General features: G+C 35.9%; 5 protein-coding genes and 1 pseudogene. 2 read left to right on the plus strand and 4 right to left on the minus strand.

What is annotated here, in order from left to right:
• Positions 1-597, plus strand: a 597-nt coding sequence (locus F6K13_RS09030; RefSeq protein WP_287287235.1) for a TIGR02281 family clan AA aspartic protease, incomplete at its 5' end; no start/stop codon positions are given.
• 252 nt (positions 598-849) lie between these two features.
• Here the strand turns inward: F6K13_RS09030 and trpD are convergent.
• Positions 850-1,911, minus strand: coding sequence for an anthranilate phosphoribosyltransferase (gene trpD / locus F6K13_RS09035; protein WP_124142660.1), 1,062 nt, complete (start codon positions 1,909-1,911; stop codon positions 850-852).
• A 348-nt stretch (positions 1,912-2,259) separates the two neighbouring features.
• Here trpD and F6K13_RS09040 point away from each other — a divergent pair, with 348 nt between their 5' ends.
• Entirely contained in the window at positions 2,260-5,253 is a 2,994-nt protein-coding gene (locus F6K13_RS09040; RefSeq protein WP_124154405.1) for a PAS domain S-box protein, read from the plus strand.
• Positions 5,254-5,809: 556 nt separating this feature from the next.
• Here the strand turns inward: F6K13_RS09040 and F6K13_RS09045 are convergent.
• From F6K13_RS09045 to F6K13_RS09055, 3 genes and pseudogenes are all read right to left on the minus strand, one after another.
• Positions 5,810-5,987, minus strand: a pseudogene (locus tag F6K13_RS09045) (IS1 family transposase); the annotation flags it as partial.
• Between the two features lie 273 nt (positions 5,988-6,260).
• Positions 6,261-7,382, minus strand: coding sequence for a small ribosomal subunit biogenesis GTPase RsgA (gene rsgA / locus F6K13_RS09050; RefSeq protein ID WP_124142651.1), 1,122 nt, complete (start codon positions 7,380-7,382; stop codon positions 6,261-6,263).
• On the minus strand, positions 7,379-7,648 hold the full coding sequence (locus F6K13_RS09055) for a sulfurtransferase TusA family protein (protein WP_124142652.1): 270 nt from the start codon (positions 7,646-7,648) through the stop codon (positions 7,379-7,381). The genes rsgA and F6K13_RS09055 overlap by 4 nt, the downstream gene beginning before the upstream one ends.
• Between the last annotated feature and the right edge of the window lie 337 nt (positions 7,649-7,985).

The following is a 7,985-nucleotide window of genomic DNA, read 5'->3' on the forward strand; positions in this document are numbered from 1 at the left end:
ATTAAGCACAAACAACAGGTGAAAACGATCTTTTGGCAAATACCATCAATATTAGTGACTACATTAATTTGTACTGCAGCGATCGCTCAAGAATATCCAGGATGTTTTATGCTTGATGAAGCAGGAAATAGGAAGGACTTAACAATATCAGTTTGTCGTCTGTTTCCAGAAGAATTACCAGAGGAGGTATCAACTTCAACTACAACAGCAGGGTTATATGAAATACCAATTGTTAAACGTACAGATGGTGCAGAAGGTATTCCTATTGTTGAAGTTATTTTTAATGGGGATCAGAAATACGAAATGCTTTTAGATACTGGAGCTAGTAAAACCATTATTACTCAGGAAATGGCAGACTCTTTGAAAGTAGTACCTTATGGTCGGGGAACTGTAAAAGTTGCTGATGGTAGAGAAGTAGAAGTACAAGCAGGAATAGTTGGTTCTATTTCTGCGGGAGGTTTAGAGTTCAAACAATTTACTGTTGTTATCGCACCTCCTGAAGCAGAGATACCACTGCTGGGACAAGACTTTTTTGGTAGTTATGATATGACAGTTAAAGAAAAATTAGTAGAGTTACGGGTACGTTCTAGTAGTTAGAAGCATCATATTTATAAAAAATTTTATGTGAAGCTCATAGAATAAGGAGTCAGGATTTAGGAGAAAATCATGGTCGTCAATTAAGAGTCAATAACTAGGAGTAAATAATTAAGTATATCTGGGCGTTGGTGATGGGGGCTATGATTTTTTTTAAGTGTAGAAACCTGGTTTGTGGCTGGTAAATATTAGTATGGTAAGTATTTAAAATCAACCCGGTTTCTACGCTTTTCGGATGGAGAAGTTTTTGCAGATTTATAAGAATTTAACTAACTGCTCTAATTTCAACCAAGCTGCTCCACTCTCGAGAATATCTTTAGCTTTAGCAATACCTTCTGCATGAGCTTCTAGTGGTACAACACCTGCTACCTGTAGTGCCAGAGAACTATTCAAAGCGACTACATCTGTCTGTGCAGAAGTCCCCTTACCTTGGAGAACATTCTGTAAAATTTCAGCATTTTTTTCTACCTCCCCACCCTGTAAGGCACTTATGGGAGCCAAATTTAATCCTAAATCTTGGGGGTTAACGGTTGTCATTCGTACCTCTCCATTAGATAAAATAGCTAAGTCGGTAATATCGCCCAAACCAGCTTCATCTAGTTTTTCTCTACCGTGGAGAACGATCGCCGATTTTAACTCCAATATTCCTAAAGCTTGAGCTATAGTTTCTACTAAGTTAGAATTAAATACTCCGATGACTTGACCTTGAGGACGCAAAGGGTTAACTAAAGGACCTAAAAGATTAAATACAGTTCGTACTTTTAAAGTACGACGTAGAGGAACTACAGATTTCATTGCGGGATGCCAACCTGGTGCAAACAAGAAAGTTACTCCCACCTCAGATACTGCGGATATTACTTTTTCCGTGGGAGCGCTCAAACGTATTCCCAATGCTTCCAATACATCAGCAGAACCAACTTTACCAGAAGCAGAACGGTTTCCATGTTTAGCTACTGGCACTCCGGCCGCAGCTACGACAAAGGCAACCGCAGTAGAAATATTGAATGTTGAAGCTCCGTCTCCACCAGTACCGCAAGTATCAATAACTGGATATTTGGAGTTGGTGATGGGAGTAGAGCGATCGCCATCTTCTTTTGTTAAGGATAAAGACTGTAATACTTTTGCCATACCTGCTAATTCTTCTGCAGATACACCTTTAGCTTGCAGGGCAGCTAAAATTGCTCCTGATAGAACAGGTGGAATTTCTTCTTGCAGCCATCCTTGCATTAAATTCGATGCTTGAGATGAAGATAAAGATTGGCCATCAAGTAACTGCTGTAATAAACTCGGCCATTCATTAGTAGAAGAGTTAATCATTGATATACCTTGTTGGTTTTGAGCAATAGAACCAGTCATATCTAAAAGTAAATATACATTTTTCCACTATCTAATTATCTTATGTTTATCTTGTATATGTATCTTTGAAAAGAATATTTTCCACAATCAAGCATAAGTCTACAAAAAAAAGTCAAAAGTCAAATACATTTATTTCCAACTTTCTCTACAGTAATTTTATTTTTAAGATAATGGTCGCATATTTAAGCCAAAAAGTTATAAATATGTCAAGATATATAATAACTAAAAGGGTACATTAATTCAATAATAAACTTCTTCAGTAGGTAAAAATAGTTACATACAATTATCAATCTGGAACGGGAAATTTGAATGATTAATCTTCAGAAAAGCCAAGAGACATTACAGCAAATGGAAGATAAATATCACAGTATATTTGAGAATAAAGTTGTAGGAATTTACCAAACAACACTTGAAGGAACCTACATTAGTGCTAATGCTACACTAGCTCGCATCTATGGTTATGACTCTTCTACAGAAATGATTGCTGCATTGGCAGATATTAAAAATCAACTTTATGTAGATTCTCAGCGACGTGACGAATTTGTTGATATTTTACGAGAAAAAGGAGAAGTTTCCGAATTTGAATCCCAGATTTATCGCAGAGATGGTACAATAATTTGGATTGCTGAAAATGCCTGGGTAGTTCGTGATCGCCAGAAAAATTTTTTATATTATGAAGGATTTGTTGAAGATATTACCAGACGTAAACAGACAGAAGTTGCTTTGCAAGAAAACGAAGAAAGACAAAGATTATTAATAGAAAGTGTTCAAGATTATGCCTTATTTATGTTGGATGCTGACGGATATATAGTTAGCTGGAATTCTGGAGCAGAGCGTATTTATAAATATCAATCCGAGCAAGTTATTGGTAGACATTTATCGACTTTTTATACTCAAAAAGATATTAAAAATCACCTACCAGAGAAAGAATTAAAAATTGCTCAAGAAAAAGGTAAATTTGTGAGAGAAAATATCTGTTTGAGGCAAGATAAAACGCAATTATGGACTAGTGTAATTACCACAGCTTTGTATGATAATAACGAACAATTACGGGGTTTTTCTCAAGTAACAAGAGATATTACTGAAAGTAAACAAGCTAGAGCTATCCAAACAGGATTAATTGCTACTATACAAGCTTCAGAAAAAAAGTTTCGCGATTTATATGAATCTACTCAAGATGCGGTTTTATTCATAAATGAACTAGGCTTTATTGATTGTAACTCTGCTGCCTTAAAATTATTTTGCTGTAGTAATAAATCAGATTTGTGTGGAAAACTTCCTTGGCAATTCAGCCCTCTAAAACAGCCTGGAAAAGAAAATTCAAGTACGAAATTTCAACGTTATTTAGAAATAGCATTACACAGAGGCATAAGTCGTTTTAATTGGCGATATAAACGTTTAGATGGTTCTGAATTTCCGGCAGAAGTTTTCTTAACTTCTATGAAGTTTGATGGTAGAGATGGTTGGCAAGCAGTAGTTTTAGATATTAGCAATCGGGTGTTAAAAGAAAAAACACTAAAGCAGGCAAATGAGGAGTTAGAAAAGCGGGTAGAAAAACGAACAATTGAACTACAGGAAGTAGTTGAGCGATTACAGAAAGAGATATCTGAACGTCAACAAGTAGAAGCAAAGTTACGATTATCGGAGGAAAAGTTCTCAAAAGCATTTCGTTGTAGTCCCAACCCGATCAGTATTACTACTTTTGAGAATGGGCGGTTTATCGAAGTAAATGATGGTTTTTTGAAGATAATGGGTTATTGCCGTGAAGAAATAATCGGTTTGACTGCACAAGAGTTGAAAATATGGGTATATCCAGAAGCAAGAACTGAATTTATACAGAACTTACAACAGCAAGGAGTTGTGAAAAATCAGGAATACGAGTTCAGAGTTAAATCTGGTGCAATTAGAGTATGGTTGTTGTCTGCAGAGATTATTGATATTGGTAATGAACTTTGTTTGTTAACAGTTATTACAGATATTACTGAACGCAAACATGCAGAAAAAGCTTTATATGAAAGTCAAAGAAAATTAGCTACTTTAGTGAGTAATTTGCCAGGCATGGCCTATCGTTTTTGCAACGATCTACATCGAAGTGTGGAATTTGTAAGTGAAGGTTGCTATTCATTAACTGGTTACCGAGTCAAAGATTTTTTTGGTTCACAGAAAATATTTTTATCACAATTAATTCATCGAGAAGATCGACAACGTTTATGGAATGCTATACGGTTTGCTGTACAGGAAAATAAGCATTATCAAGTAGTTTATCGAATTACTACTAAAACTGGAAAAATTAAATGGGTTTGGGAACAGGGAATAGGAGTATTTTCGGAGTCAGGAAAATTAATAGCTTTAGAAGGTTTTATTACAGATATTACTGAGAGTAAAAATGCAGAAGCAGCACTAAAGCAATCTCGAAATGAGTTAAGAAAACAAAAGCGAAAATTAGAAAATACTTTGCAAGAACTGAATGAAGCGGAGACGACTTTAACTAATAGTGAAAAGATGTCTAGCTTGGGTGAATTAATAGCAGGAATTGCTCACGAAATTAAGAATCCTATAACTTCTGTTTATGGAAATATAGTCCATTTGAATCATTATGTTCAAGACATGATGAATTTACTAAATCTTTATGAAGAATATTGTTCCGATCCACCAGATTACATTAAACAAGAATTTGAGGAGATAGATCTAGATTTTATGAGGCATGATTTGCCCAAGGTAATATCAGCAATGCAAATAGGGACAGAAAGAATTAGTGATATTGTGAGTTCTCTGCGTAATTTCTCTCGTAAAGATGACGTGAAAAAAACTCTGATGAGTTTTCATGATGGTATTAATGGTACTTTAGTAATTCTCCAAAATCGTTTTAAAGGGCGTGGAAAAAAACCTGAAATTAAAGTTCATAAGGAGTATGGAGAATTGCCTTTAGTAGAATGTTATGTTGGTATGATAAATCAGGTATTTATGAATTTAATTGGTAATGCTATTGATGCTTTAGAAGAGGCTTTTGAAAATGATAATTGCCAAGATAAAACTCCTACTATTAAAATTAAAACAGAAGCTATATCAGACAAAGTTATAGTGAAGATTATAGATAATGGTTTAGGTATGGATGAGGAAGTTAAGAAGCATTTATTTGAGCGATTTTTTACTACTAAACCGGCAGGGAAAGGTACTGGTTTAGGTTTGTCTATTAGTTATCAAATTATTGTGGAAAAACACAAGGGAAAGTTGAGTTGTATTTCTACCCCTGATGAGGGAGCAGAGTTTGTCATGGAAATTCCGATTACACAGCCAGTATAATGTTTTGGTCAAAAGTGAAGTAATTTTTGATGATATTATACAATTTTGAAAAAAAATTCTATAGTTATGCAAGATTTCAATGATTAAGTAATTATTAGGATTCAATAATGTTTTGAGCGATTATTAGCCAGTGATTGTATATTATTCAGCGTTGGTAATTGATGGGATGATTTATATTTTGGGGTAGCGCTCTGTAACCCACCTCAGTTAATCATTGGGGGATTGCCCCTACAAATTTCATCCTGTAATTTACCAACGCCGAAATACGGCGTTGGTAAATGAAGGTATGATGAGGAAAGAATGCGTGCGCTAAACAGTTAGAAGTTTTTGAGTGAATGGTACAGGAATATCTCTGAATTTAAGAAGCGTGAATTAATAATTTCACTCTCATCTCCCAGCATAATTTCAGACTTAGAGTAATATCATGTCCGGTTGAACAGTTAAATAAACGACGAAGGAGTCAGGAGTCAGGATTCAGGATTCAGGAGGGAAGAAAGAAGAAGTAAAGAGAAACTTTTTTTTATAACTAATTATCCGGACATGATATAACCTACAAACCCATACCATTAACGTACATAGTTAGATATTCATGTTTTAGCTCATCTTTTGGAGCTTCTTTGTGTTTGATAACAGTCTAAAAACTGTCTTCGACAATCAACACAGATGTAATTCTGTTTTCCTTTGTTTTTTCCATTTTTGTTAACGTGAGTTGATTGGCATTCAGGACATTGCATTCAAGTTCACCTATAAGGTTTTGGAAAACATTATACCCTAATTTACCAACGCCATTAATTATAATACTGTAGGTTGGGTTAAGCGATATAGCTGCCGCTAGGCTCCGCCAACGCGCAACCCAACAAAAATATATTGATGTGGGATTTTATTCCTGAGATTGATGCTGGGTTTATTCTACACATAAACTGCGCTAACATTCCTCATATTGATGTGAGATTGAATTCCTAAGATTGATGTTGCGTTTCCCAAGTTCAACCCAACCTACAAAGCTACTAAAATTCATCGAATTCTTCGCACAAATCTTGTAACTGCTGATGCTGTAATCTTCTCGAAGAACGGCGATACTTTTTACTAACTAACTTCGGTTCCAACTTTTGTTCGCCACCTGACTTTATTTTTGCCTTCCAGTTTGACTCAACATCAGGTTTTTGTTGCAAAGCTTCTTGATGCGCGATCGCCTCCTCCAAAAACATCAAATAATATTCATACCTATCCCAATCACCCCTGACTACACAGTTAGGTTCATCCCGATGCAAACAGTCACTAAATTGACAACTTCCTGCTGTTAAATACTGTCGCACTTCTGGAAACAAATACCCTAACTCCAAAGGTTCGCACTCTAACTGTGGTTGATTAAAACCAGGCGTATCTGCCAATAAACCCCCAGTCGGTAGCTCAAATAATTCAACGTGACGAGTAGTATGTCGTCCCCGTGACAACTTTCCTGATACTGCAGCTACTCTTAAATTAACATGAGGAATCAAATAGTTAATTAAACTTGACTTCCCAACTCCAGAAGGACCAGAAATTACGGTAATTTTATTTTTCAGTTTTTCCCACAGAGAAACCGAATTATCTTTTGCTATCCCCAAACCTGCATATGTTTCCACACTAATAAAGAATGGATTGTAACCCCACTGAGAAATTTTATTGCGCCATTTCTTTATTTGCTCTGGTGTGACAAGATCGCACTTATTCAAACATAAACATACCTCTAAACCTGTTGACTCTGCCTTTACTAAAAATCTTGTTAAAGCAATAGGGTCTAAATCTGGTTCTGCCATAGCAAACACTAACATTACCTGGTTTGCATTAGCTACAGGAGGACGGTCTAGTTCTGTTGTTCTTGGCAAAACCTCAGCAACAGCTCCTCGTCCACCTGCCCAGTCAGGATCTTCTATCACCACGCGATCGCCGACCATTACTTTCTGGCCTATTTTCTTCAATCGCGATCTGCGGGTACACAGGAGTTGGGTAAAATTTTCTGTTGTTTTTTTTACCAAATCATTTTTTGTATCGAGCTTAACTTGGTAAAAATTTGCTTGGACTGCTACAACTGTCCCTACCAAATCCTTATTTGCTTCTAAGATATCACCCTCTTCTGAACAACTCATGCAACCGTTTCCGGACGACGTACCTTCAGGATAAAATATTCAGAGCGATCGCTTATTTCTTCTATTTGATAACCTTCTATCATCAAACTATCAGGTACTTGCTCTATTGGTTCTCCTTGGTCTAGCCAAACTTCCAAAATTTCTCCAGGCATCATTTTTTCTAGGTGTAGTTTTGTCTTGACAAAATTAATTGGACAGGGAGTACCTCGCAAATCTATTTGGGCATCTGGTATTTTTTGCTGCTGAACTTGAGGTTGAGAATCCATAATTTAATATTGTCTCTCCAATCTTTTAATTTTTAATAGTATAGTTGCAATCAATTATTATCAGGAAAGACAGAGGGCAAGAGGCAGAAGGGAATTCTAACCGAATAATTAAGGTAAAAATCCTCTCCTTTAAAGGAGAAATGAGAAAAAATTTTCCTTTGAGTCAATCCTCTTCTTTTCAAGGAGAGGTAATTGTTAATTATTAATTATTAATTATTAATTATTAATTGTTGAATCCTGTCCTCTGGCAGTGACCGAAGGGAACAAGGGTATAAAACCCCACGGTCTACACGGTGTCTACAATTGGTTAGGGTTTTATACCTCAACCAATTGTAGA

This window comes from Okeania sp. SIO2B9, from assembly GCF_010672505.1.
GTDB classification, from domain to species: Bacteria; Cyanobacteriota; Cyanobacteriia; order Cyanobacteriales; family Microcoleaceae; genus Okeania; species Okeania hirsuta.